21 protein-coding genes are annotated in these 25,331 nt (G+C 71.5%); 18 read left to right on the top strand and 3 right to left on the bottom strand.

The window, feature by feature from the left end; translation table 11 throughout:
* Both P3L51_RS14505 and P3L51_RS14500 read left to right on the top strand, forming a co-directional pair.
* A partial coding sequence (locus P3L51_RS14505) for a beta-galactosidase (RefSeq protein WP_354605603.1) occupies positions 1 to 2,402 on the top strand: 2,402 nt, incomplete at its 5' end.
* A 131-nt stretch (positions 2,403 to 2,533) separates the two neighbouring features.
* Complete coding sequence (locus P3L51_RS14500) at positions 2,534 to 3,457, top strand: acetamidase/formamidase family protein (RefSeq protein WP_354605602.1); 924 nt, start codon at positions 2,534 to 2,536, stop codon at positions 3,455 to 3,457.
* An 87-nt stretch (positions 3,458 to 3,544) separates the two neighbouring features.
* Here the strand turns inward: P3L51_RS14500 and P3L51_RS14495 are convergent, their stop codons facing one another.
* Both P3L51_RS14495 and P3L51_RS14490 read right to left on the bottom strand, forming a co-directional pair.
* Positions 3,545 to 4,330: an alpha/beta fold hydrolase gene (locus tag P3L51_RS14495; protein ID WP_354605606.1), complete on the bottom strand. Its 786-nt coding sequence runs from the start codon at positions 4,328 to 4,330 to the stop codon at positions 3,545 to 3,547.
* A 159-nt stretch (positions 4,331 to 4,489) separates the two neighbouring features.
* Positions 4,490 to 4,819, bottom strand: a complete 330-nt coding sequence (locus tag P3L51_RS14490) for a DUF427 domain-containing protein (RefSeq protein ID WP_354605601.1) — start codon at positions 4,817 to 4,819, stop codon at positions 4,490 to 4,492.
* A gap of 113 nt (positions 4,820 to 4,932) precedes the next feature.
* Between P3L51_RS14490 and P3L51_RS14485 the strand changes: the two genes are divergently transcribed.
* From P3L51_RS14485 to P3L51_RS14430, 12 genes are all read left to right on the top strand, one after another.
* The gene (locus tag P3L51_RS14485; protein ID WP_354605600.1) at positions 4,933 to 5,472 is read left to right on the top strand and encodes an LOG family protein; all 540 of its coding nucleotides are present in this window, start codon (positions 4,933 to 4,935) and stop codon (positions 5,470 to 5,472) included.
* Positions 5,473 to 5,547: 75 nt separating this feature from the next.
* A complete protein-coding gene (locus P3L51_RS14480) occupies positions 5,548 to 6,237 on the top strand; it encodes an SDR family oxidoreductase (protein ID WP_354605599.1) in 690 nt (229 codons plus the stop codon).
* A gap of 8 nt (positions 6,238 to 6,245) precedes the next feature.
* A complete protein-coding gene (locus P3L51_RS14475; protein WP_354605598.1) occupies positions 6,246 to 7,265 on the top strand; it encodes a methionine synthase in 1,020 nt (339 codons plus the stop codon).
* 68 nt (positions 7,266 to 7,333) lie between these two features.
* Positions 7,334 to 9,598 carry an NAD-dependent DNA ligase LigA gene (ligA, locus tag P3L51_RS14470; protein WP_354605597.1) on the top strand — a complete coding sequence of 755 codons (2,265 nt, stop codon included), beginning with the start codon at positions 7,334 to 7,336 and terminating at the stop codon, positions 9,596 to 9,598.
* Between the two features lie 234 nt (positions 9,599 to 9,832).
* Complete coding sequence (locus tag P3L51_RS14465; protein ID WP_354605596.1) at positions 9,833 to 11,959, top strand: putative bifunctional diguanylate cyclase/phosphodiesterase; 2,127 nt, start codon at positions 9,833 to 9,835, stop codon at positions 11,957 to 11,959.
* Positions 11,960 to 12,101: 142 nt separating this feature from the next.
* Positions 12,102 to 12,398 carry an Asp-tRNA(Asn)/Glu-tRNA(Gln) amidotransferase subunit GatC gene (gene gatC / locus P3L51_RS14460; RefSeq protein ID WP_015036350.1) on the top strand — a complete coding sequence of 99 codons (297 nt, stop codon included), beginning with the start codon at positions 12,102 to 12,104 and terminating at the stop codon, positions 12,396 to 12,398.
* A gap of 5 nt (positions 12,399 to 12,403) precedes the next feature.
* A complete protein-coding gene (gene gatA, locus P3L51_RS14455; RefSeq protein ID WP_354605595.1) occupies positions 12,404 to 13,909 on the top strand; it encodes an Asp-tRNA(Asn)/Glu-tRNA(Gln) amidotransferase subunit GatA in 1,506 nt (501 codons plus the stop codon).
* Positions 13,906 to 14,148: a hypothetical protein gene (locus tag P3L51_RS14450; protein WP_354605594.1), complete on the top strand. Its 243-nt coding sequence runs from the start codon at positions 13,906 to 13,908 to the stop codon at positions 14,146 to 14,148. The genes gatA and P3L51_RS14450 overlap by 4 nt, the downstream gene beginning before the upstream one ends.
* A gap of 25 nt (positions 14,149 to 14,173) precedes the next feature.
* Positions 14,174 to 15,691, top strand: coding sequence for an Asp-tRNA(Asn)/Glu-tRNA(Gln) amidotransferase subunit GatB (gatB, locus tag P3L51_RS14445; RefSeq protein ID WP_354605593.1), 1,518 nt, complete (start codon positions 14,174 to 14,176; stop codon positions 15,689 to 15,691).
* A 232-nt stretch (positions 15,692 to 15,923) separates the two neighbouring features.
* Positions 15,924 to 17,207 (top strand): arsenic transporter, encoded by a 1,284-nt coding sequence (locus P3L51_RS14440; RefSeq protein WP_354605592.1) that lies wholly within the window; start codon positions 15,924 to 15,926, stop codon positions 17,205 to 17,207.
* Positions 17,204 to 17,668 (top strand): universal stress protein, encoded by a 465-nt coding sequence (locus P3L51_RS14435; protein WP_354605591.1) that lies wholly within the window; start codon positions 17,204 to 17,206, stop codon positions 17,666 to 17,668. Before P3L51_RS14440 ends, P3L51_RS14435 begins: the two co-directional genes overlap by 4 nt.
* Before the next feature lie 50 nt (positions 17,669 to 17,718).
* Positions 17,719 to 18,231, top strand: a complete 513-nt coding sequence (locus P3L51_RS14430) for a tetratricopeptide repeat protein (protein ID WP_354605590.1) — start codon at positions 17,719 to 17,721, stop codon at positions 18,229 to 18,231.
* A gap of 236 nt (positions 18,232 to 18,467) precedes the next feature.
* Here P3L51_RS14430 and P3L51_RS14425 read toward each other — a convergent pair whose 3' ends face one another.
* Positions 18,468 to 19,085, bottom strand: coding sequence for an NAD(P)-dependent oxidoreductase (locus P3L51_RS14425; protein WP_354605589.1), 618 nt, complete (start codon positions 19,083 to 19,085; stop codon positions 18,468 to 18,470).
* A gap of 286 nt (positions 19,086 to 19,371) precedes the next feature.
* On the opposite strand from P3L51_RS14425, the gene P3L51_RS14420 reads away from it, so the two are divergent.
* The 4 genes from P3L51_RS14420 to P3L51_RS14405 all read left to right on the top strand — a co-directional run bounded on the left by P3L51_RS14420 (position 19,372) and on the right by P3L51_RS14405 (position 25,230).
* Positions 19,372 to 21,501, top strand: a complete 2,130-nt coding sequence (locus P3L51_RS14420; RefSeq protein WP_354605588.1) for a phosphocholine-specific phospholipase C — start codon at positions 19,372 to 19,374, stop codon at positions 21,499 to 21,501.
* A 129-nt stretch (positions 21,502 to 21,630) separates the two neighbouring features.
* Positions 21,631 to 23,898, top strand: a complete 2,268-nt coding sequence (locus P3L51_RS14415) for an MMPL family transporter (RefSeq protein ID WP_354605587.1) — start codon at positions 21,631 to 21,633, stop codon at positions 23,896 to 23,898.
* Between the two features lie 38 nt (positions 23,899 to 23,936).
* The gene (locus P3L51_RS14410) at positions 23,937 to 24,500 is read left to right on the top strand and encodes a GNAT family N-acetyltransferase (RefSeq protein WP_354605586.1); all 564 of its coding nucleotides are present in this window, start codon (positions 23,937 to 23,939) and stop codon (positions 24,498 to 24,500) included.
* Positions 24,501 to 24,546: 46 nt separating this feature from the next.
* Positions 24,547 to 25,230, top strand: coding sequence for a hypothetical protein (locus tag P3L51_RS14405; RefSeq protein ID WP_354605585.1), 684 nt, complete (start codon positions 24,547 to 24,549; stop codon positions 25,228 to 25,230).
* Positions 25,231 to 25,331 lie beyond the last annotated feature (101 nt).

The following is a 25,331-nucleotide window of genomic DNA, read 5'->3' as shown; positions in this document are numbered from 1 at the left end:
CCGGCTCCGTCTCGTACCGGGACAAGCAGATCCTCGTCGGTGGCAAGCCCGCGCTCGTACTCGCCGGAGAGATCCACTACTTCCGGCTGAAGAAGGCGGACTGGCAGTCCAGGCTCGACAGGGCCAAGGCGGCGGGCCTCAACACCATCGCCTCGTACATCCCCTGGATGTGGCACGAGCTGCCCGACGGCACGATCGACGTCACCGGCCGTACCCGCCCCGAACGCGACCTCGGCGCCTTCATCGACCTCTGCCACCGCAACGGCTTCCTCTTCATAGCCCGCCCCGGCCCCTTCACCATGGCCGAGCTGAAGGGCGAGGGCGTCCCCGAGCGGGTGCGGAAGGACCACCCCGAGATCGTCTCCACCGGCTGGAACGACGCTCCCGCCACCACGCCCACCGTCGACTACCTCGCGCCCGCGTTCCTCAAGGAGATGCGCCACTGGTACGCGGCGGTCATGCCGGTACTCGCGGAGCGGCTGCACGGCAGCGGCGGCCCCGTCGTCTCCGTACAGCTCGACAACGAGATCGGGATGCTGGCCTGGGTCAGCAACTCACCCGACCTCACCGATCACTTGACGGCCGACTTCGACGGCTGGCTGCGCGAGGAGTACGGGGACGCGCTCGCCGGACGCTACCCCTTCACGGGCGAGGACCTGGCCGGGCGGCGCAAGGCGATCCGTCACCCGAAGGACGCGTACGGCGCGGCCCTGATGCACGACCTGGGCCGCTTCATGCGGGGCCGCTTCGCGAGGTACGTCGCCGAACTCCGGTCGGCCGCAGAGGAGTACGGGATCACCGGCGTCCCGTTCGTGATCAACATCCACGGCACCTCCGACAGCCGCGCCGAGCCGTTCCCCATCGGCATCAGCCAACTGATGGAAACCTATGGGGGAGTCGAGGGGACGATTTCGGGTGCGGACTTCTACCTCGGCGATCTGACCCTGCGTAATGTCACCGACCTGTATCTCATCAATGCCTTCATGGACGCGGTCAACGACAAGGACCAGCCGGTCACGGCGCTTGAGTTCGACGCCGGGCACGCCGACTACGGGCAGAACATGGACAGCCAGACCAGCCCCTCGGGTGTCGATCTCAAGACCCGTCTGTGTGTCGCGCAGGGCGCGAAGATGCTCAACTACTACCTGTTCGCGGGCGGGTTCAATCCGAAACTCGACAAGCCCACGGGTGACGGGAACGACCGGATCGGCATCACCGGCGAGCGGCACGGCTTCGCCGCACCGGTCGATCCCGAGGGCCGGCCGGGAGTCAGCTACGCGTCGACGCGGCAGACGGTGCGCGCGATGGGCGGTCTCGCCGATGTCCTCGCGCCGATGCGTACGACCTACGACGACATGGCGCTCGGTTTCGTGCCCGACCACTATCTGACCGAGTACCACCCGCCGGAACTCGCCTCTGTACAGAGCGTGCTGGACGAAGCGGTGAACACGCGCGGTGCGGGCCCGCGCGGCTCCCTGGCCCGCGCGATGCTGCTCGGCGGCTTCCGCTACCGGGGTGTGAACCTCCAGGCGGGCGATCTGGACCCGAAGGCCGTACCCGTATTCGCGCTGGCCACGGGCGAGCACCTGGGGGCCGAACTCCAGCGGCGCCTGGTCCGCTACGTCGAGGCGGGCGGCAAACTGCTGCTGTCCGGGAGGCTGCCGGTCAAGGACATGGCCGACAAGCCCTGCACCGTGCTCGCCGACGCGCTGGGCCTCAAGGCCGGGAAGACGCTCACCGACGCGAACCGTTTCTGGCTGTCGGTGACCGCCCACGACTGGGCGGCGCCGCTTCCCGAAGTGCGGCTGTCACGCGCCCAGTTGTGCGAGCCCTCCCGGGGAAGGACGGTGCTGCGCGAACTGTCCACGGGCAAGGGCTGCGGCTTCGACATTCCCCTCGGGCGGGGGCGGGCCGTCGTGATCACCACCGACTACCAGTGCGACCTCACCTTCTGGGAACGCGCCTTCCGCGCCCTGGACGCCGCCCCCGCTCTCCGGCACAGCGCGACCGCACCGGGTGTCTTTCTCCTGACGACGGCGGACGGCGAGCGCGGACGGCTGCTGCACGCCTTCAACGTCTCCTCCGGCTACGACGAGGACTTCACGGTCACGGAGAACGGCAAGCCCCTCTTCGGCGGCGAGAAGCTGCACCTGCCCGGTCGTACGGCGGCGATCCTGCCGCTCGGGCTGGACGTCGGCGGCCTGCGCATCGCGTACGCGACGGCGGAACTCACCGGCGCCTCCGACGGCCGGGTGACGTTCCGCGCGCTCGGCGCTCCCGGCGGGGAATCGGTGGTCGCGGTGGAGGGCGCGGCGCGCTGCGAGGGCGCCCGTGTCTCCACCGAGGGCGGCCGGTCCGTACTGCGCGTACGCCGGGCCGAGTTCACCGTGCGCCGCGCCTGACGCACCGCGTGGCGTACGAGCCCGGTCACCGGCCCCGGACCGCGCCGTCGCCTGTCGTGGGAGGCTGTGACCGGCCCCCCCCGCAGGCGGCGGCCCGTCCCAGCACCCCGCCCCGACCGAAGGAAGCCCCCGTGGCCGAGCACTTCCTGGACTCCGAGCCCGGCACGGTGAGCAACGTCTTCTCGCGCGAGCTCCCTCCGGTGCTCACCGTCGACCCCGGGGACACCCTCACCGTCCACACGCTCGACTGCGCGGGCCACCTGGAGCGCCGGCGTACGGCGGACGAGAACGTACCGCGCATGTTCGGCGAGCGGCGCGGCCACTGTCTGGTGGGGCCGATCGCCGTACGCGGCGCCGAGCCGGGCATGGCACTGTCCGTGACGCTGGAGTCCCTGCGCCCCGACGACTGGGGCTTCACCGCGGCGGCGACGTCCGACACCCCGCTCGCCCGCCGGCTCGGCATGACCGACGAGGACGGCGAGTGGCTGCTGTGGGACCTCGACGCGGACAAGGGCACCGGGACCGACCAGTACGGTCACACGGTCTCCCTGGCGCCCTTCCTCGGCGTCATCGGCACACCTCCGGACGAACCGGGCGAGCACTCCACGACGCCGCCCCGCACCCTCGGCGGCGGCAACATCGACTGCCGCGAACTGGTCGCCGGATCCACCCTGTTCCTCCCCGTCACCGTGCCGGACGCGCTGCTCGGCATTGGTGACGGCCACGCCGCACAGGGCGACGGCGAGGTCTCCGGCACAGCGATCGAATGCGGCATGACGACCCGCCTCACCATCGGCCTCCAGCCGTCCCCGCCGCTCCCCACGCCGCACGCGCACACCCCGGCGGGCCGGATCACCTTCGGCTTCGACGCGGACCTCAACGAGGCGTCGGCGCAGGCGCTCGACGCGATGCTGACATGGATGACGTCGCTGTACGGAGTGAAGCGGGCGACGGCGCTCGCGCTGGCGAGCACGACGGTCGATCTGCGGGTGACCCAGGTGGCCAACCAGACGTGGGGAGTGCACGCGCTGCTGCCGCACGACGCGATCCGCTGAACCCCACGCGCCCGCGCCCCTGTCCGCACCGGGCGTGGGCGGCGACCATGCGGCCGGCCGCGGCCGCCGGTCTCCGCGCCGTCGCGCTCACGCCGCCGCGGCGAAATACTCTTCCAGCACCGGCGCCAGCACGTGCGGCGCCACCTCGTGCACCTGGCCCGTCAGGGTGCGGTGCCGCCCGCGCGGCAGCGCGTCGGCCACCGCCCGCGCCGCCACCCGCATCGGCGGCGGACTCGCGCCCCCGTCCACGACCATCACCCGCGCCGTGATCCGCGCGAGCCGTTCCGTGGGCACCGGACCCGGGCCCATCACGGCGTTGTCGTACGCGAGGGTGTGGGCCAGCGTCGTCATGCTCTGCCACATCGCCGCCCGGCGCATCTCCGCCAGCACGTCGGGGGGCACCCCGACCACCGACAGGAACAGTTCCACGGCCTTGTCCCGCTGTCCCCGCGACAGCAGGTCGTCGAGCCGTGCCGTGTAGGCCGCGTTCTCCGTGACATCGGCCGGACCGGCGTCGTACGGAGGCTCGTACACGGCGAGTTGGGTGATCGGCAGCCCCGTGGCAGCCGCCTCCAGCGCCAGGGCGGCGCCCGAGGACATGCCGTACAGGGAGGCGCTGCCGCCCACCTCCGTAAGGAGGGCGGCGATGTCCTCCACCTCGCGATCCACCGCGTACGGCGCCGTGTCGCCGCTGCGGCCGCGCCCCCGCCGGTCATAGGTGATCACGCTGAAGCGGGGTGCGAGGAGCGCCGCCAGCGGTGCTTCCGCCTCCGCCGTACTGAACGCCCCTCCCACCATGATCACCGGAGGCCCGTCGCCGCCCGTACGCCGGTACGCGATGAGGGTGCCGTCACCCGACTTCGCCCTGCCCACTTGTTCCATACGCTTATGGACCGGTGGGCTCACCGGAACTCATCGGCGGTGAGTGGTATTTGGAGGAGTTCTTTTTCCGGGCCGTCCGTGGCCCGTCCGACGGCCCGTCCGACCGCCCGTCCGACGGTCTCCTCCGGGCATCGCTCCGGGGCGGCCCGCTCAGCTCGCGACGAGCTCTGTCTCGTAGAAGCAGAAGTGGTCCTTGATCCCGGCGACTTCGTCCTTCGGCTCGGGATACGCCCAGACCAGGTCGGGCGCGTCGGGCAGCGACCAGTAGGAGGCGTCGCCCTTGAACGGGCAGTGGGTCGTGGTGTCCGACGGCTTCAACAGCTCCGTACGCACGTCCTCCGGCGGCAGGTAGTAACGGACGGGCAGCCCGGTCTCGCGCAGCAGAAGCGGCCGGCTGCTCTCCGCGACGACCTGTCCGCCGCGTACGACCCGTACGTGCTCCGTGCCCTGTTCGACAGTGATGGTGTGGCCCTTGGCCATGGCGATCGGCTCCTTCGGTGAACTCGGTCCCACTTCTTCCGCGGTCCCTTCTACCGTCAGCAACGGCCGACCACGCCCTCTTCCCGAAGAGGTCACCCGGATACCGTGGAGCCATGAACATCTGTGTCTTCCTCTCCGCCGCCGAGCTCGACGAGTGCTACACCCGCCCCGCCCGCGAGTTCGCCGAGCTCCTCGGCAAGGGTGGCCACACGCTCGTCTGGGGTGGTTCGGACGTCGGGCTGATGAAGGTCGTCGCCGACGGGGTGGAGGAGGCGGGCGGGCGTCTCGTGGGGGTCTCCGTCGGCTTCCTGGGCGCCACGGTGCGGGCGCGGGCCGACGAGATGGTGATCGCCGGGGACCTCGCCGAGCGCAAGGCGCTGCTGCTCGCCAAGTCCGACGCCGTCGTGATCATGGTCGGCGGTACGGGCACGCTGGACGAGGCGACCGAGATCCTCGAACTGAAGAAGCACGGACTGCACGACAAGCCCGTGGTGCTGCTCAACACGGCGGGCTTCTACGACGGCCTCAAGGAGCAGTTCAGCCGGATGGACAGGGAGGGCTTCCTCCCCCTGCCCCTCACCGACCTGGTCTTCTTCGCGGAGGACGCCGTGGGCGCCCTCGCCTATCTGGAGGAGTCCGCCGGGGTGCGCTGACCCGCCGCCGGTGACCCCGGCGGGACGGCGGCGGGACCGTACGGCCGTGCCACGGGGTGATGCGAACATGACCCCATGGCTACCCATCTGATCACCGGCGCGGGCTCCGGCATCGGCGCCGCTGTCGCGCGCCGACTGCACGAGCGCGGCGACGACCTGCTGCTCTTCGCCCGCGACGCCGGCCGCGGCAAGGAACTCGCCGCGGCCTACCCCGGCGCCCGTACGCTCGTCGGCGACCTCGCGACCCCCGACCGGCTCTCCTGGGCGCTGTCCCACCAGACGCTCCCCGACCGGCTGGACTCGCTCCTGCACATCGCGGGGATCGTCGACCTCGGCCCCGTCGGCGAGCTGACCCCCAAGGCGTGGACCGGCCAGCTGAACGTGAATCTCGTCGCGCCCGCGGAACTGACCCGCCTCTTCCTGCCCCAACTGCGCGCCGCACAAGGCCAGGTGATCTTCGTCAACTCGGGCGCCGGTCTGACCGCCCACGCCGAGTGGGGCGCGTACGCCGCCTCCAAGCACGGCCTGAAGGCGCTCGCCGACGCCCTCCGTCAGGAGGAGCGGCCGAACGGCCTGCGCGTCGCCTCGGTCTATCCGGGCCGTACGGCCACCCCCATGCAGATCAAGGTGCACGGGCAGGAGGGCAAGGAGTACGACGCCGCCCTCTGGATGGACCCCGAGTCGGTCGCGACGACGATCCTCACCGCCCTGGACCTGCCGCGCGACGCGGAGATCAACGACCTGACGGTACGGCCGGGACGATGACCGGGACCATGAGTGACAGCGGGACCGGCACCCCGGCGAAGCCCCTGTGGGGCGCCGCCACCGGCGTCGGGTCGATGCCGGGCGATGACGCGCGCGAGACGGCCAAGGGCGTCGCCGGCACCTTCGAGGACTTTCCGCACCTCCCCGAACTGCCCGCGCGCGGCCCCGGCGCCGACATGATCGGGCGGACCGCCGGGATGCTCGTCGAGGTCTTCGCCCGCGTGGAGCCCAGCGGCTGGCGGATCGGCGACCGCCCCGGCCGCGACACCCGGCGGTCCTGGTCCTGGCTGGGCGAGGACCTGGACGCCCTCGAAGAGTTCACCCAGGGGTACGAGGGCCCGCTCAAGATCCAGGTGACCGGCCCGTGGACGCTCGCAGCCGCGCTGGAGCTGCGCAACGGCGAGTCGGCGCTCAGCGACCCCGGAGCCTGCCGCGACCTGACCGGATCCCTGGTGGAGGGAGTGACGGCGCACCTCGCGGACGTACGGCGCAGGGTGCCCGGCGCCACGCCGGTGCTCCAGCTCGACGAACCGTCCCTCACCGCCGTACTGCGCGGGCAGATCAGGACGGCCAGCGGATACCGCACCCACCGGGCGGTGGACCGGCAGGTCGTCGAGGACGCGCTGCGCCAGGTGATGCGGGCGAACGACGGACCCGCGGTGGTCCACTCCTGCGCCCCGGACGTGCCGTTCGCGCTACTGCGCCGTGCGGAGGCGGCGGCCGTGTCGTTCGACTTCTCGCTGCTCACCGAGCGTGACGAGGACACGATCGGCGAGGCGGTGGAGGGCGGCGTGAAACTCTTCGCCGGGGTCGTGCCGGGCACGGACACCCCGTTGTCGGACCCGGGAGGTAGCGTCATGGGTATCAGAACGCTGTGGCGCAGGCTGGGGCTGGATCCGGGGATTCTGGCGGAGTCCGTGGTGATCACTCCGGCCTGCGGGCTCGCGGGTGCTTCGCCCGCGTATGCCCGTGCCGCGATGGCGCACTGTGTCAGGGCGGCGCGATCCCTCGCGGACAACCCTGAGTGACATCGAGAGATATGGGTCGCGCGGATCGCGGTGCTCGCGGTGACGCGGTGAAACGGGAGGACGAAACGGTGGCTGGCGAACAGCAGACGGCAGTGCCCGCGGAAGCGCGGGAGCGGCACGCGCACCTCGCCGAGCAGGTCGAGGAGCACCGGTTCCGCTATTACGTGAAGGACCAGCCGGTCGTCAGCGACGGCGAGTTCGACAAGCTGCTGCGTGCCCTGGAGGCGCTGGAGGAGCGGTATTCGGAGCTGCGCACGCCCGACTCGCCGACCCAGAAGGTCGCGGGGGCGTACGAGACGGAGTTCACCGCGGTCGAGCACCGCGAGCGCATGCTCTCCCTGGACAACGCGTTCGACGACGAGGAGCTGGCCGCCTGGTCGGAGCGGGTCGCCAGGGATGTGGGCGCCCCGGGTTTCCACTTCCTGTGCGAGCTGAAGGTGGACGGGCTCGCCGTCAATCTCACCTACGAGCAGGGCAGGCTGACGTGCGCCGCGACCCGTGGGGACGGTCATACGGGCGAGGACATCACGCCCAACGTCCGTACGATCGCGGAGATCCCGCACCGGCTGAAGGGCGACCGCGTTCCGGAGCTGGTCGAGATCCGCGGCGAGGTCTTCTTCCCCATGGAGGGCTTCCAGGAGCTCAACGCCCGGCTGGTCGAGGCCGGTGACAAACCGTTCGCCAATCCGCGCAACGCGGCGGCGGGTTCGCTGCGCCAGAAGGACCCCAAGATCACGGCATCGCGCCCGCTGCACATGGTGGTGCACGGCATCGGCGCGCGAGCGGGCTTCGACATCGACCGCCTCTCGCACGCCTACGAGCTGCTGGAGGAGTGGGGCCTGCCGACGGCCCAGCACAACAAGGTGGTCGAAGACCTCGCCGGCGTACGGGAGTTCATCACCTACTTCGGCGAGAACCGCCACTCGGTGCGGCACGAGATCGACGGCGTCGTGGTGAAGCTGGACGAGATCGCCCTCCAGGGGAGACTCGGCTCGACCTCCCGCGCCCCGCGCTGGGCGATCGCCTGGAAGTACGCGCCGGAGGAGGTCAACACCAAGCTGATCGACATCCGGGTCGGTGTCGGACGCACCGGCCGGGTCACTCCGTACGCGGTGGTCGACCCGGTCCGGGTCGCCGGCTCCGAGGTCGAGTTCGCCACCCTCCACAACCAGGACGTGGTGAAGGCCAAGGGTGTCCTCATCGGTGACACGGTCGTGCTGCGCAAGGCGGGCGACGTCATCCCGGAGATCCTCGGCCCGGTCGCCGACCTGCGGGACGGCAGTGAGCGCGAGTTCGAGATGCCGGCCGTCTGCCCCGACTGCGGCACCGAACTCCAGGCCATGAAGGAGGGCGACATCGACCTCCGCTGCCCCAACGCCCGCTCCTGCCCGGCCCAGTTGCGCGAGCGGCTGTTCTATCTCGGCGGCCGCAAGTGCCTCGACATCGAGAACTTCGGATATGTGGCCGCCGCCGCGCTCACCAACCCGCTGGAGCCACCGACACCCCCGCTGCTCAACGAGGGCGACCTCTTCAGCCTCACCATCGATCAACTGCTGCCCATCAAGGCGTATGTGCTCGACTCGGACACCGGCCTGCCCAAGCGCGACCCGGAGACCGGCGAGGAGAAGATCGCCACCGTCTTCGCCAACCAGGAGGGCCAGCCGAGGAAGAACGCGCTGGCGATGCTGGAGCACATCGCGGCGGCCAAGCAGCGCCCCCTCGCCCGCTTCATCGCGGCGCTCTCCATCCGGCACGTGGGGCCGGTCGCCTCGGTCGCGCTGGCCAGGGAGTTCCGGTCCATCGACCGGATCGAGCAGGCCACCGAGGAGGAGCTGGCGGCCGTCGAGGGCGTCGGTCCGACCATCGCCGCCTCGCTCAAGCAGTGGTTCGAGGTGGACTGGCACCGCGAGATCCTGCGTAAGTGGCGGGAGGCCGGGGTCCGGATGGAGGACGAGGGCGCGGACGAGGACCAGGGACCGCGCCCGCTGGCGGGCCTCACCGTGGTCGTAACGGGCACTCTTGAGAATCACACCAGGGATGGCGCGAAAGAGGCGCTCCAGACGCTCGGAGCGAAGGTGACCGGCGCGGTGTCGAAGAAGACCGCCTTCGTGGTGGTCGGTGACAACCCGGGCTCCAAGTTCGACAAGGCGATGCAGCTGAAGGTGCCGGTGCTCGACGAGGCCGGGTTCGCCGTGCTGCTCGCGGAGGGTCCCGAAGCGGCGCGAGAGGCCGCTGTACAGGCGCCGGAGGCGGCTGAGGAGGAGGCGGGGGAACCGGCCAAGGACGTCCCGAAAATGGCTGACGGAGCGTCTGGAGAGAGCGCGACGGAGTGACCGAACGGGCACAACGAGCCCTCATAGGTCACCCGTTCGGCGCATACCAGATGGATAAGGAAGGGCGGGTTGCATTCGGGCAACAGCGGTAGAGCGCTGCCCGCCGACGCCGTTCGCGGCCTACTGTTGAGGGGTACGCCTGTCGTGCACGGCTGCGTGTGGGAAATCAGTCGTGGTGGCATGACAACGTGCCATCGCGTGATAACGGCACTGCCGGCTGTGAGAGGGACGGGAATGAAACCGACCGAGAGCGCCGCCCCGGTCTCACGCCCGCGCGGATTCGCGGGACTTGGAGGCATGTCGGCCCAAGTGCCCCTCGTCGTGGTGGGCGTCGCCGCCGTCGTGCTGGCACTGGGCATCTTCCAGGAAGTGCGGGGCGCCCGGGCGCTCTTCCCGGACGGCACCACGGGCTGGTCGCTCGCCGTGCTCACCGGCATCGTCGTGGGCCATCTCGTCGCGCTCGGCCGCGACCGCTGGTGGGGCGGCACGGGCTCCGGCGCCGCCCTCACCCTCGCGGTGCTGCTCCTGTACGGCTGGGTCGCCGCCGGACTGGTCAGCCTCGCCGTCGTGGTGCTCGTCGGCATCGCCCGCAGACACCGCTGGCGCCAGGGCGCGCTGCACGGCGCCGTGGACATCCTCGGCATCGGGGCGGCGGCGCTGGTCCTGCTCGCCTTCGGCGACGTACCGACGGTCGCCAAGCCCTCACAGGCCCTCCACTGGGGGATCGGCACCGTCCCCGAGATCGTGCTGGCCGCCGGGGCGTATCTGTTGGTGACCCGGCTGCTCCTGTGGTATTCACAGGCCGCACAGGGCGGCGGTCTGCCGACCGTCGCCCGCACGGCGCTGCTGCGGCAGTGCCTGCTGGCCGTCGCACTGCTCGGTATCACCCCCCTGATCTGCGTCGTCGCCGTGTCCCGGCCGGTGGTGCTGCCCCTGTTCGCCGTCCCGCTGATCGCCCTCGACTCCACACTCTGGATCGCCAGGGCACGGGCCGAGGAGCAGCTGCGCGACCCCCTGACGGGGCTGCCCAACCGGCAGTGGCTCCTTGAGCGGACGTGGACGGCGCTGGAGGAGGCCAAGACCCTCGGCGCGCGCTCCGCCCTGGTCCTGATCGACCTCGACCGGTTCCGCTCCGTCAACGACACACTCGGCCATCTCGCGGGCGACAGACTGCTGTTGCAGATCGCGGAGCGGCTCAAGCTGGCCCTGCCGCGCGGGGCGGAGGCCGCGCGGCTCGGTGGCGACGAGTTCGCCGTACTGCTGCCGCTCGTCGACTCCATCACCAGCGCGCAGCGCGTGGCCCGCCATCTCGCGGCCGAGCTGTCCTCGCCGCTCGATCTGGACGGCCTGACGCTCGTCCTGGAGGCGAGCGCCGGTGTGGCGGTCCATCCCGAGCACGCGGTGGACGCGGAAGGGCTGCTCCAGCGTGCCGACGTCGCGATGTACCAGGCCAAGCGGGACCGTACGGGCGTGGAGGTGTACGAGTCCAAGCGGGACTCCAACACCCCCGACCGGCTCGGTCTGTTGGGCGATCTGCGGCGCGCGCTCGACGCGGGCGACGTGGAGCTGCACTACCAGCCCAAGGTCCGCTTCGACGGCCAGGTCGTCGGCCTGGAGGCGCTCGTACGGTGGGTGCATCCGGACCGGGGAAGAGTGCCCCCGGACGAGTTCATCGCGATCGCCGAGTCCTCGGGCCTGATGCCGCATCTCACCGAGTACGTACTGGAATCGGCGCTCGGCCAGGTCGCCCGCTGGCGGGCCCAGGGCCTGTTCGTGCCGGTCGCCGTCAATGTCTCGCCGCGTGACGTCCACACCCCCGGGTTCGCCGGCGCGGTCGCCGCGCGGCTCGCCCGGCACGGTGTCCCGGCCGGCGCGCTCCAACTGGAGATAACCGAGCACGTCCTGCTGGAGGACCCGCAGCGCGCCGCCGACACCCTGGCCGGTCTGACGGGACACGGCGTGAAAATGTCCCTCGACGACTTCGGCACGGGCTACTCGTCGCTGGTCCATCTGCGCCGCCTGCCGGTGAGTGAACTGAAGATCGACCGTTCGTTCGTGGCCCGCCTCGCCATCGACAACGAGGACGCGGAGATCGTCCGCTGCACGATCGACCTGGCGCACTCGCTGGGGCTGGTGGTCGTCGCCGAGGGCGTCGAGGACGACGAGACGTGGGAGCGCCTGCGCGACCTGGGCTGCGACGCCGTCCAGGGCTGGCTCGTCGCCGCCGCGATGCCCCCGCACGAGGCGACGTCCTGGCTGCTCGCCCGCGGCAAGACGGGCTGGCACCGCCCGCCGCGCACACCGGCCCTGGAGCCGCCGCGCACCGACGCGTCGGGCCCACCCAGCCGCGTGGTCCAGTAGCCGGCGCCGGCACCCCTGCCGGGGCCGGGATCGGGACCCGGGCCGGGGCCGGATCATGGACGCGGGAAACCGTTTCGTTGGCACGGTGCCGCGCCCCATAGGATTGGGTCAAAATCCCGACACCCACCCAGAGGATCGCTGCATGCCTGGCATCACGCGCGAGGAGGTCGCCCACCTCGCACGGCTGGCGCGTCTGGAGCTGAAGGGCGAAGAGCTCGATCACTTCGCCGGTCAGCTCGACGACATCATCGGCGCGGTCGCCCGCGTATCCGAGGTCGCCGACCAAGACGTTCCGCCGACCTCCCACCCGCTGCCGCTGACCAACGTCATGCGCGCGGACGAGGTACGCCCGTCGCTCACCCCCGAGCAGGCGCTCTCCGGCGCCCCGGCCCAGGAGCAGCAGCGTTTCAAGGTGCCGCAGATCCTGGGGGAGGACTAACAGCCATGACGGACATCAAGACCGACATCATCCGGCTCACCGCCGCCGAGATCGCCGAGAAGATCGCCTCCGGCGAGCTGACGGCCGTCGAGGTCACCGAGGCCCACCTCGCCCGTATCGAGGCCGTCGACGAGAAGGTCCACGCCTTCCTGCACGTCGACCGTGAGGGCGCCCTCGCGCAGGCCCGCGCCGTCGACGAGCAGAAGGCCCGGGGCGAGAAGCTCGGCCCGCTCGCCGGCGTCCCCCTCGCGCTGAAGGACATCTTCACCACCGAGGGCATCCCCACCACCGTCGGCTCCAAGATCCTCGAAGGCTGGATCCCGCCGTACGACGCGACGGTCACCCGGCGCCTCAAGGCGGCCGGCGTGATCATCCTCGGCAAGACCAACATGGACGAGTTCGCCATGGGGTCGTCGACGGAGAACAGCGCGTACGGCCCCACGGGCAACCCCTGGGACCTCACCCGCATCCCCGGCGGCTCCGGCGGCGGCTCGTCGGCCTCCCTCGCGGCGTACGAGGCGCCGCTCGCCATCGGTACGGACACCGGCGGTTCCATCCGCCAGCCCGCGTCCGTCACCGGCACGGTCGGCGTCAAGCCCACCTACGGCGGCGTCTCCCGCTACGGCATGGTCGCCTTCTCGTCCTCGCTCGACCAGGGCGGCCCGTGCGCCCGTACGGTCCTGGACGCGGCCCTCCTCCACGAGGTCATCGGCGGGCACGACCCGCTCGACTCGACCTCCATCGACGCCCCCGTCCCGCCGGTGGTCGAGGCCGCGCGCAACGGCACCGTCGCCGGTATGCGCGTCGGCGTCGTCCGGCAGTTCTCCGGCGAGCACTACCAGGCCGGCGTCATGCAGCGGTTCGCCGAATCCGTCGACCTCCTCAAGGAGCTCGGCGCGGAAGTGGTCGAGCTGGACTGCCCGTCCTTCGACCTCGGCCTCTCGGCGTACTACCTGATTGCCCCCTCCGAGTGCTCCTCCAACCTCGCGCGCTTCGACGCCATGCGCTACGGCATGCGGGTGGGCGACGACGGCACCCGTTCGGCCGAGGACGTCACCGCCCTCACCCGTGAGGCGGGCTTCGGCGACGAGGTCAAGCGGCGCATCATGCTCGGTACGTACGCGCTCAGCTCCGGCTACTACGACGCGTACTACGGCTCCGCGCAGAAGGTCCGCACGCTCATCGTGCGGGACTTCGAGAAGGCCTTCGAGCAGGTGGACGTGATCGTCTCGCCCACCACGCCCACCACCGCCTTCCCGATCGGTGAACGCGCCGACGACCCGATGGCGATGTACCTTTCCGATCTGTGCACCATCCCGACCAACCTGGCCGGAAACGCCGCCATGTCGCTGCCCTGCGGCCTGGCGCCGGAGGACGGTCTGCCGGTCGGACTGCAGATCATCGCCCCCGCGATGAAGGACGACCGTCTCTACCGGGTAGGCGCAGCGGTCGAGGCGGCCTTCGTGGAACGCTGGGGTCACCCGCTGTTGGAGGAGGCACCGTCGCTATGAGCGCAATGACCAAGAAGGCCAAGGGCTTCAAGAAGTCGAAGTCCGGCATGTACCTGTCGATCGGCACGACCGCTTTCGGAGCGGTCAGCGTCATCAAGCAGGCCAGGATGGCCCGCGAGGACAACGACACGCTGCGGCTGATCGACGCCGCCGTCTCCGCCGCCGCCATCGTCACCGGCATCGCCCTGCTCTACCGCGAGCTGAGGCGGCTGGGCGACGACGACGTCCTGCTGGGCTGAGCCCGCAGAGAGGGAAAGTTTCACCGTGACCGTCACTGAACACGTGTCGCTCGTCCCGTACGAGGACGCACTCGCGACGTACGACCCCGTCATGGGCCTGGAGGTCCATGTCGAACTCGGCACCAGAACGAAGATGTTCTGCGGCTGCTCCACCGAGCTGGGCGCCGACCCCAACTCGCAGACCTGTCCCACCTGTCTCGGCATGCCGGGGGCGCTTCCGGTCGTCAACGCGATCGGCGTCGAGTCCGCCGTCAAGATCGGTCTCGCGCTGAACTGCGAGATCGCGCAGTGGTGCCGGTTCGCCCGGAAGAACTACTTCTACCCGGACATGCCGAAGAACTTCCAGACCTCCCAGTACGACGAGCCGATCGCCTTCAACGGCTATCTGGACGTCCAGCTGGAGGACGGCGAGATCTTCCGGGTGGAGATCGAGCGCGCCCACATGGAGGAGGACACCGGCAAGTCGCTGCACGTCGGCGGCGCCACCGGCCGTATCCACGGCGCGTCCCACTCCCTGCTGGACTACAACCGTGCCGGCATCCCGCTCATCGAGATCGTCACCAAGCCGATCGAGGGCGCCGGGGCGCGTGCGCCGGAGGTCGCGAAGGCGTACGTCGCGGAGCTGCGCGAGCTGATCAAGGCGCTGGACGTCTCCGAGGCCCGCATGGAGCAGGGTCAGCTGCGCTGCGACGTCAACCTGTCGCTGCGCCCGCACGGCCGGAGCAAGTTCGGCACCCGCTCGGAGACGAAGAACGTCAACTCCCTGCGCAGCGTGGAGCGGGCGGCACGCTACGAGATCCAGCGGCACGCCGCTGTCCTCAACGGCGGCGGCACGATCATCCAGGAGACCCGCCACTTCCACGAGGAGGACGGTTCCACGACGTCCGGCCGCGTGAAGGAGGAGGCGGAGGACTACCGGTACTTCCCCGAGCCCGACCTCGTCCCGATCGCGCCCGCGCGCGCGTGGGTGGAGGAACTGCGCGGCGGACTGCCGGAGCTGCCCCGGCTGCGCCGTAAGCGGCTGCGCGAGGAGTGGGGCGTCTCGGAGCACGACATGCAGTCGATGCTCAACGCGGGCGCGGTCGAACTGATCACCGCCACGATCGACGCGGGCGCCCCCGCCGACCAGGCACGCAAGTGGTGGATGGGCGAGCTGGCGCGCAGCGCGAACGAGACGTCCACGGACCTCGCGGCGCTCCCGATCACCCCGGCGCAGGTAGCCAGGGTGGCCGAGCTGGTCGCCGCCGGCGAGCTCAACGACAAGCTGGCCCGCCAGGTCCTGGAGGGCGTCCTCGCGGGCGAGGGCGACCCGGACACCGTCGTCGAGAAGCGCGGCCTGAAGGTCGTCTCCGACGAGGGCGCGCTGGGTACGGCGGTGGACGAGGCGATCGCCGCGAACCCGGCGATCGCGGACAAGATCCGCGCGGGCAAGGTCGCGGCGGCGGGCGCGCTGGTGGGAGCGGTCATGAAGGCCACCCGCGGGCAGGCGGACGCGGCACGCGTACGGGAACTGATCCTGGAACGCCTGGGCGCGGAGGGCTGAGACGGGGCCGGTGGGGCCGAGCCACGATCCCGTGGCCGGTGCCCACCGGCTGTGTCCTCGATCGCCGGACGGCCGCACCCGCGGCCCGTCCGGCGACAGGGGACGGGCGCGGCCCACGAGCCGCGCCCGCGGCGCCGGGGCCCCTGACCGGCCCGGCGGGGGCGTTGCGGGCCGGAGCCACACGCGGGCCGTAGGTTGGGCGGGCGTCGCGCCCGGTGCGCGACAGGTGTGAATGTCCCGTCCGCCCACCAGCACTCAGGCGCCGCCCGTGAACAGCCTCGTCGCCGAGATCGTGTCCGTCGGGTTGCTCCTCGGCGTACTCGCCTTCGCCGTCGCGCGGCCGAGAGGTCTGCCCGAAGCCGTCGCCGCCCTTCCCGCCGCCGGGCTCGTCGTCGTACTCGGCGCGGTGTCGCCCGCCGACGCGTGGGAGCAGACGCACACACTCCTGCCCGTCGTCGGGTTCCTCGCCGCGATCCTGGTGCTCGCCCAACTCTGCGACGACGACGGCCTGTTCGACGCCGCCGGCGACCTCGTCGCCCGTTTCTGCGGCGGGCACCCGCGCCGCCTGCTCGGCGGCGTGTTCGGCGTCGCGGCCGTCACCACCGCCGTACTCAGCCTCGACGCCACCGTCGTCCTCCTGACGCCCGTCGTCTTCGTGACCGCGAGCCGCGTCGGAGCCCACCCCCGCCCGCATGTCTACGCCTGCACCCACCTCGCGAACTCGGCGTCGTTGCTGCTCCCCGTCTCCAACCTCACCAACCTCCTCGCGTTCACCGCGAGTGGCCTGTCCTTCACCCGGTTCGCGGTGCTCATGGCGCTCCCGTGGCTGGCCGCGATCGCCGTCGAGTACGTCGTGCTGCGCCGCTTCTTCGCCGCCGACCTGGCCGTCGGGGCGCACCCTCCCAAAGAGGCCGAGCCGCGCACCGTACCGACGTTCACGCTCGTCGTCCTCGGCCTGACACTCGTCGGGTTCGCCGCCACCTCCCTGATCGGCGTCGAACCGCTCTGGGCGGCCTTCGTCGGTACGGCCGTCCTCGCCGCCCGCGCGCTGCGGCGGCGACGCACCACGCTTCCCGCGCTCTTCCGCGCCGCGTCCCCGCTCTTCTGCCTCTTCGTGCTCGCGCTGGGCATCGTCGTCAAGGCCGTCGTCGACAACGGCCTCGACACCGGGATCAGCCGGATCCTGCCGGGCGGCGAATCCCTCACCACCCTGCTCGCGATCGCCGCCGTCGCCGCACTCCTGGCCAATCTGATCAACAACCTGCCCGCGATCCTCGCGCTGCTGCCCGTCGTCGCGCCGGCGGGTCCGGGCCCCGTACTCGCCGCGCTCATCGGGGTGAATCTGGGGCCCAACCTCACCTACGTCGGTTCGCTCGCCACCCTCCTCTGGCGCCGTGTCCTGCACGAACACGACTCCGCGCCTTCGCTCGGGCAGTTCACCCGGCTCGGTCTGCTCACCGTGCCCGCGACGCTGATCGCTTCGACCGTTGCCCTGTGGGGCACGCTCCAGTTGTGAGTGACGTGAAGACAACCGCCCTCGTGTGGATCAGCCCGTCAACCTGGCCCGCCTGCGTCGACGCGGCGCGTGACAGGGCCCCCGACGACCATGTCGTCCTGCTGCACGTCGGCGACGACCGGATCGCCGCCGAGGCGCACCGCGCCTACGCGGGGCTCCTCGGTCGTGGCCACGGACCCGAACGCGACCCGGGCAGCAGGCTGGAGGCGCTGTCCGGCGCGGCGGGCGCCGACCTCCTGGAGAAGGCGGCACACCGGCTCGGCCGGCCCTGCGAACTGCTCGACCGGCACGGCCGTCCTCAGGAAGAGGTCATCCGCGCGGCGGCCGACGTGGACCTGCTGATCTGCGCGCGCGACGGCGACCCCGACAGACCGGGCCCGCACAGCCTCGGCCCGGAGTCCCGCTTCGTGGTCGACCACGCGCCGTGCCCGGTCCTGCTGGTGTGGCCGCACCGGGGCTGAGCGGCGGAATCGAGCGGCGGCGCCGAGCGCGCCGGTGCGACAATCCCCGCATGAACGCAGGGAGCAGGGACGAGCTTCTGGCCGAAGCCGTCGAACTGCGCACACACGGCGAAGCGGAACAGGCCCGGGAACGGCTGGTGGCCCTCGCCGACCGCTGCCCCGAAGACGCCGTGGTCGCCTATCAGACCGCCTGGACCCACGACGCCCTCGGGCTGGAGGCGGAGGCCGTCGCCTACTACGAAAGCGCGTTGGCCGGAACGGGCCTCTCGGCGGAGGACCGGCTCGGCGCACTGGTCGGTCTCGGCAGTACGTTCCGGATCCTCGGCCGGTACGAGCAGGCCGTCGAGACGCTGCGGGGCGGGCTGGTGGAGTTTCCGGACGACGGCGCCCTGCGGACCTTCCTCGCGATGGCGCTGTTCAACACCGAGCAGCACGACGACGCGATGCGGATCCTGCTGGAGCTGCTGGCCACGACCAGCGAGGACCCGCGGGTCCGGTCCTACCGGCGCGCGATCGGCCACTACGCCAAGGACCTGCGCGAGGTCGTGGGACAGCGGCCCTGAGTGCGCACCGCTGCGGGGCGCCCCCGACCCGGGCGGCGCGGCGCCTCCGGCTCCACTGCCGTCGCCCCCTTCGCCCCTTCGCACACCGCCTCCGTACGGACGACGCCCGACCTGGAGCGCCCGCGGCGTGCCGGGGACATCCCGTCGGAGACCGTCCGCGAGGAACTGCTGGGGCTCGGCCACCGGCCGGACGACCTCAAGGTCCGGCCGATGTACGCGCGGGGATCGGGCCCCGGCTACGGGTACAGGTCCCGGCCGTACGTCGCGGGGTCGTCCAGCGCCTCCAGGACGAGGTCGGCGAGGTCCCCGTAGGTCGTACGGGGCGCGAGGCCCCGGTGCGGCGTGAAGGAGCGGGGACGGTTACCGCGTGCGGGCCCGTGGTGCAGGACCCCGGACCGTACGACCGTCCACTCCAGGCCACTGGTGAGGACGACCGCGTCCTGGGCCTCCCGCTCCCGCAGGAGGGGGCGGGCCGTCGCGCGGTAGAGGGCGGCGACGGTACGGCCCGAGAGACCGCGTACGTGGGAGCCGTATCCGGCCTCCGAGACGACGATCAGCCGCCGTACGGCCAGCTTCCGCATCGCGTCCACGACGAGTTCGGTGCCGCGTGAGTACAGAGGCGTCGTCCGGTTGCCCTTGAGGCCGAAGGCGATCACCGCCGCGTCGGCGCCGGTGAGGGCGTCGGCCACGGCGCTCTCGTCGAAGGGGCTGCCGGTCACCACCCGGTCGACGGGGGCGTCGCCCAGCCGGGCCGGCTCCCGCACCTGTGCGGTGGTGCGGTGCCCGGCGCGCGCGGCGGAGGCGAGGAAGGCTTGTCCGGTACGCCCGGTGGCGCCGAACACGGTGACATTCATGGGCAGGCTGTCCCTGTCGTATTCACGGGTTCATAGGTTCACGGGCTCACGGGTCTCACCATCGGTGGCGCCCGCGCGGAGCCCGCGAGGCAGACAGGGCCCAGCTTGCGCCACGCGGCGTCCGACCGCCACGGATCCGCCCGGACTCGCGGGTCCGGCACGCGCGCGTGGGCGGCCCGGACAGGGGCGACTCTCGGACGTTCATCGCCGGGCCGCCCCTGGGTCTTCCCGCCGCCACCTACGGTGACTAACTTCCGGGCCGTACCACTTGACTTGGGAGGATCTCTTGGCCACCGACATTTCACGGCGACGGCTCTTCGCGCTCGGCGGTGGCGCCGTGGGCGCCGCCGCGGCGGGCTCCGTACTGCCGCCGTCCCTGCGGGCCGCCATCGCCGCCGAGGCGCCGGCCGGGGGACTGGACGCCGTCAGGCATGTCGTGGTGCTCATGCAGGAGAACCGGTCGTTCGACCACTACTTCGGCACGCTGCGCGGCGTACGGGGCTTCGGGGACCGCAACGCGGTCGAACTGCCCACCGGCCGCCCCGTGTTCGAACAGCCGCGCCCCGTCGGCGGCGGCACCGTCCTGCCGTTCCCCGTACGCGAGGCCGCCGAGGCGCAGAACAAGGACCTTCAGTACATAGGCGACCTCGACCACTCCTGGAGCGGCGGCGCCAAAGCGTGGAACAACGGCTGGATGGACGGCTGGGTCTCCGCCAAGACCGCCGCCACCATGGCGTACTACGACCGCGCCGACATCCCGCTGCACTACGAGCTGGCCGACACCTTCACCGTCTGCGACGCCTACCACTCGTCCATCCACACCTCGACCAGCCCCAACCGCAACCACCTGTGGAGCGGCTGGACCGGCTACGAGGCGGACGGGCGGCGCGCCGTCGGGAACGACGCGTACGCCGAGGGCACCCATCCCGGCTACGCGTGGCCGACGTACGCCGAGCGGCTGGAGAAGGCCGGGCGGAGCTGGAAGACGTACACGGAGTGGGAGAACTTCACCGACAACAACATCGAGTTCTTCACCTCCTTCAAGAAGATCGCGCACAAGGCGCTCGCTACGGCGCGAGGACTCGAAGGCGCCGGCGACTTCACGTACATGGAGGCCTTCTACGCCGCGGTGCGCGAGACCGACGACACCGCCGTACGGGACCGGCTCCTCGCCGCGCTGGAGGAGGGCGTCGCGACCCTCACCGCCCGCGAGAGGTCGCTCTTCGAGCGCGGCCTGCGGCGCGTCGAGTCCGGCACGCTCGCCGCGTCGTTCCGCGCCGACGTGGCGGCGGGCACGCTGCCCGAGGTGTCGTACCTGGTGCCGTCCGCCGCCGACTCCGAGCACCCCGGCGCGTCCTCGCCGGTCGCCAGCGCCGGCCTCGTCTACCAGGTGCTCGACGCGCTGGGCGCGCACCCGGACGTCTGGCGGCACACGGTCGTACTGATCAACTACGACGAGAACGACGGGTTCTTCGACCACGTCCCGCCCCCTGTGCCGCCCGTGGACGACCCCGACGAGCGCTGGGAGGGCCGCCCCACGGGGCTCGGCATCCGCGTGCCGCTGCTCGTCGTCTCGCCCTGGACCGTCGGTGGCTATGTCTGCTCGCAGGTCTTCGACCACACCTCGGTCGTCCGCTTCCTGGAGAAGTGGACCGGCGTGAAGGAGCCCAACATCACGCCGTGGCGGCGTGCCGTCAGCGGCGATCTGACGTCCGCCTTCGACTTCGGCCGGGGCCGGCCGAGCCCGGACGTCGAGCAGCCGGGGCCCGTCCCGTCGTTCACGGGGCGCTGGCGGCCGGTACCGCCGACCGTGCAGCGGATGCCGGTGCAGGAACCCGGTGCGCGGCCCGCCCGCCCGCTGCCGTACCAGCCGGACGCCTACGGCCGCCTCGTGGCCGGCCGCGCCGGGGCGCGCGCTCTCCGGCTCGAACTGCGCAACACAGGGCGGTCGAGTGCCCACTTCGCGCTCTATCCGTACGCCGGTGAGTTCGACGTCCCGCAGCACCGGGACGTAAGAGGCACCTCGCAATGGACGGTGCCGCTCACCGGCGACGCGTACCGCTTCACGATCACCGGACCCAACGGCTTCCGCCGCGAGTTCGCCGGCCCCGTCTCGGGCCGGGGCGCCGAGGTCACCTCGTCCGTCGACCACCACGACCGCGATCTGCATCTCACCCTCCGTAATGAGGGTGATCTGCCCGTCACCTTCACGGTGCGCTCGCTCGGGTACGCCGACGAGGCCGATCTCGGCGACTGGAAGCGCGAGTTCACGGTCAAGCCGGGGCGCAGCCGCCATGTCGTGCACTCGGCCGCCGACGCGCACGGGTGGTACGACATCGAGGTGACGGCGGGCCGGGGCTTCCGGCGGCGGCTGATGGGCCACATCGAGAACGGCAAGCCGAGCGTCTCCGGCTGAACCGGAACGCGTCGTTCCCATCGGATCGAACGCCAGGTCAACACTGTGTGAGGAACCCCACCAAACGGGCAAACGATCACGATTCGATGTCAGAGTTGGCTCTCCGGGACCACGCAGGGGAGCAGACCGTTGGCAGCAGTCGCGCGGTGGTGCGTCAGGCACCGGCTCCTGGTCGTCCTCCTGTGGCTGCTGGCCCTCGGTTCCACCGGCACCGCCGCCGTCGTCGCCGGGACGTCGTACTCCAACGACTACGAGGCTCCCGGCACCGAGTCCGGCCGCGCCGTCGACCTCCTGAGGAGCGGCTTCCCCGAACGCGGCGGCGACAGCGACACGGTGGTCTGGCACACCGAACGCGGCTCCGTCCGCGCGGACGACATCGAACTGCGCATGGGCGTCACGCTCGGTGAGATCGCCAAGCTGCCCGGAGTGGCCGGCGTGATGAGCCCCTACGTCATCACCGACGGTGCGAAGGCGCCTCCCCACCCGTCCGGCCCCGACGACGGCGAGAGCGCCCGCCAGATCAGCGAGGACGGCCGCACCGCGTTCGCCGTCGTGACCTTCGAGCAGCAGGTCGACGACATCCCCGCAGCCCAGGCCCAGGCCGTCGTCGACACGGCGAAGAAGGCGGCCACCGGCGATCTCCAGGTGGAGCTCGGCGGCAGCGCCGTCGCCCTCACCGAAGGCACCACGGCGCACACGGCGGAGATCGTGGGCGTCGCCATCGCCGCCGTGGTCCTCTTCCTCGCCTTCGGCTCGCTCGCGGCCAGCCTGCTGCCCATCGCCACCGCGCTCGTGTCCGTCGGGACGGCGTACGCGGGCATCGCGCTCCTCGGCCACGTCATGACCGTGGCCGATTTCGCGCCCATGCTCGGTCTGCTCGTCGGGCTCGGCGTCGGCATCGACTACGCGCTGTTCATCGTCACCAGACACCGCAAGGGCCTCAAACAGGGCCTGACGGTCACCGAGGCCGCCACCGAGGCCGTCACCACCACGGGGCGCGCCGTCGTCTTCGCCGGCGCCACCGTCTGCATCGCGCTGCTCGGCATGCTGGTCCTGCGGCTGAGCTTCCTCAACGGCGTCGCGATCGCCGCCTCGCTCACCGTCGCGCTGACGGTCGCCGCGTCCGTGACGCTGCTGCCGGCCCTGCTGTCGTACACCGGCGGGCGCGCGCTGAGCCGCCGCGAGCGCGCCAGGCTCGCCGAACACGGCCCGCGGCCCGAGCTGCCCACCGGCTTCGCCGCCCGCTGGTCCGCCTTCGTGGAACGCCACCCCCGGCTGCTCGGCGCCGCGGCCGTGGTCGTGATGCTGGTGCTCGCCCTGCCCACGTTCTCGCTCCATCTGGGCACCTCCGACCAGGGCAACAACGCGGCGTCCAGCACCACCCGGCAGGCGTACGACCGGCTCGCCGAGGGCTTCGGCCCCGGCGTCAACGGCCCGCTGACCCTCGTCGCCGAGTTGGACGGCGCCGACGACCGGCTCGCGATGGACCAACTGCCGGACATGTTGCGCGAGTCGCAGGGCGTGGCCTCCGTCGGGCCGATCGTCTTCAGCGGCAGCGGCGACCGGGCCCTGCTCACCGTGGTCCCCAGGTCGGAGCCCCAGTCGAAGGACACCAGCGATCTCGTGGACCGCCTCCGTACCGAGGTGCTGCCCCGCGCGCAGGACGGCACCTCCCTGGAGGTCTCGGTCGGCGGAATCACCGCCGGCTACGACGACTTCGCCGAGATCGTCGTCGGCAAACTGCCGCTGTTCGTCGGTGTCGTCGTCGCCCTCGGCTGTCTGCTGCTCCTGCTCGCCTTCCGCTCCGTCGGCATCCCACTGAAGGCCGCGGTGATGAACATCGCCGCCGTCGCCTCGTCCTTCGGGATCGTCGTCGCGATCTTCCAGTGGGGATGGGGGAGCGAACTCCTCGGCCTCGGCAGTGCGGGCCCGATCGAGCCGTTCCTGCCCGTGATCATGGTCTCGGTCCTCTTCGGCCTCTCCATGGACTACCAGGTCTTCCTGGTCAGCCGGATGTACGAGGAGTGGCTGGCGACCGGCGACAACAAGCGGGCCGTGCGGGTCGGCCTCGCCGAGACCGGCCGCGTGATCAACTCGGCCGCCGTGATCATGATCTCGGTCTTCCTCGCCTTCGTCCTCAGCGGGGACCGCGTCATCGCGATGTTCGGCATCGGGCTGGCCGCCGCGGTCGCGCTGGACGCCTTCGTCCTCCGTACGCTCCTCGTGCCCGCCCTGATGCACCTGCTGGGCGGCGCCAACTGGTGGCTGCCGAAGGGGCTGGACCGCTGGCTGCCCCGCATCAGCGTCGAGGCGCCCGCCGACCGCCGTCCTACGTCTGGGAAGATCCCCGCGCGGCGCGACGAGCACGCGGGGCGTGTGGAGCGCGTACCGCGGTGAGTGGGCCGTACCTGAGCCGACCGGACCGAAGGAGTGCGATGTTCGCGATATCACTGGGTGACGACGGGGCGGAACTGAGACCGCTGGAGCCGTGGCAGGCCGATGAGTTCCTCGCCCACATGGACCGCGCGCGGGAACTGGTCGACCAGCACGTCGGGCTCGCCCGGGTCGTGGCCGACCTCGACTCGGCGCGGACGTTCCTCTCCAGATACGCCGAGAAGCAGGCCGCCGACGCCGGACGGATCTGCGGGATCTGGCTCGACGGCACCCTCGTCGGCGGCGTGATGTTCCGGCTCTTCGACGCGGCGGAGGGCACCTGCGAGGTCGGCTGCTGGCTCGAACCGGCGGCGACGGGGCGCGGCTTGGTGACCCGCGCGGTACGGGTGCTCATCGACTGGGCGGTGGACCGGCGCGGCATCCACCGCGTGGAGTGGGTGGTGTCCTCGGCCAACCTCCCGAGCGTCAGGACCGCCGAACGGCTCGGTCTGCGGCGCGACGGGGTGCTGCGGGGAGCCGGCTTCCACCACGGGCTTCGGCAGGACAACGAGATCTGGTCCGTACTCGCTCCCGAGTGGCGTGACCAGCGACGCGACACCGTTTGAGAAAACTCTCATGGATCTCTCATACGGGCCGCCTACCGTGCGGCGCATGAACCCCACGACCAAGCCAGAACAGCCCGCTGACGACAGCGGCGACAACGAGGCGGAGCGCGCCGTTCCGGCTGCTGCCGAGAAGAACGACGCGCCGGGCCCGAGCCTGGCCAAAGAGCCTGGGGACAGCCCCGAGGCGGGCGTCACCGAGGGCGTGAGCAAGGACGGCACGACCGGTGACGAGGGTGCCCACCGCGCCGACGGTGACGGCGCCGCCGCGGACGACGGGGACGACGGGGACCTGCTGGACGACGAACTGGACGGCGGATACACCCCGCCGCCCTCCAGCGGACTCGCCTCGGCCTCCGCGGCGCTCATCTCCGTGCTGCTCTCGCTCGTCGCGCTCATCGGCACCTGGTCCGGCAAGGTGATCTCCGAGCGCGAGACGCTCGTGGGCCAGATCGACCTCGGCCAGACCGGCACGGCGGAGCAGCAGATCTCCGAGATCTACGGCGACGCCTGGCACGCCATCGCGCTGACCAACGGCGTCTTCGCCGTGCTGGCGCTCGTCGCCGGCCTGGTGGCGTTCGGCCTGCCGCAGCGCAAGAGCTGGGTGCGTCCGTTCGCCGTGGCAGGTCTCGTGCTCGCCGGGCTCGGCCTGCTGATCTCCGTCGGCATGTACTTCGACGTCTTCGTGTCCCTGCCGGAGCCGCCCCCGGCCCAGGCGCCGCCCGTCGGCTGAGGCCGGCCGAGCACGACCTGGGCACCTGAAGACAGGGGGCCGGGCAGGGCCTTAGGCCCCTGCCCGGCCCCTGTCCGTCCGCCTAAGGCGCCCGCGCCGCG

It is taken from the genome of Streptomyces panacea, from assembly GCF_040560175.1.
In the GTDB taxonomy this organism is placed as follows: Bacteria; Actinomycetota; Actinomycetes; order Streptomycetales; family Streptomycetaceae; genus Streptomyces; species Streptomyces panacea.
Note: the sequence above shows the minus strand (reverse complement) of the source record. Positions and strands in the feature narration are given on the sequence as shown.